Consider the following 526-nt stretch of genomic DNA (forward strand, 5'->3'; position numbering starts at 1 on the left):
CAACCGGTTGAGTCCTACGCCTATAGCCAAGATCAACGCGTTAAAGCCAAACAAAATAAATCCAGCGGAAAAGCTGGAACCACCAAGTCAAACTACGTTGTTCAAAGTGGCGACAGCTTATGGAAAATCGCCAGCATTCATCGTGTCAGCGTGAGCGAAATTGCGCGCTGGAACGGCATGGCACCCCGCGACCCGATAAAGCCAGGGCAGAAACTTGTAATCTGGTCGAAAGCACCAGCTAGCAACTACGCCAGCAACAGTAGCAGTGGTGTGATTCGAAAAGTGAATTATCAAGTACGCAACGGCGACTCGCTTGCCAGAATTGCGGGTAAATTTAATTTAACCGTCAATGACATTTGAAAATGGAACACAATGAATGCGAAAAGCTACATTCATCCAGGCCAACGCATTACACTTTTTGTTGATGTAACTCGGGTAAATTGAACCGAACGCAAAATGACAGCCATAAAAAAGCCTCGCAAGTGCGAGGCTTTTTTATGTGCGCCGACAGCGTCATCGGCGGCTA

General features: G+C 47.3%; 1 protein-coding gene. It reads left to right on the forward strand.

Annotation, left to right across the window (positions count from 1 at the left end):
• On the forward strand, positions 1-360 hold a 360-nt coding region (locus ACFQEU_RS17990; protein ID WP_379784390.1), incomplete at its 5' end, for a LysM peptidoglycan-binding domain-containing protein.
• Between the last annotated feature and the right edge of the window lie 166 nt (positions 361-526).

This window comes from Halorubrum tibetense (assembly GCF_042661865.1).
Classification (GTDB): domain Archaea; phylum Halobacteriota; class Halobacteria; order Halobacteriales; family Haloferacaceae; genus Halorubrum; species Halorubrum tibetense.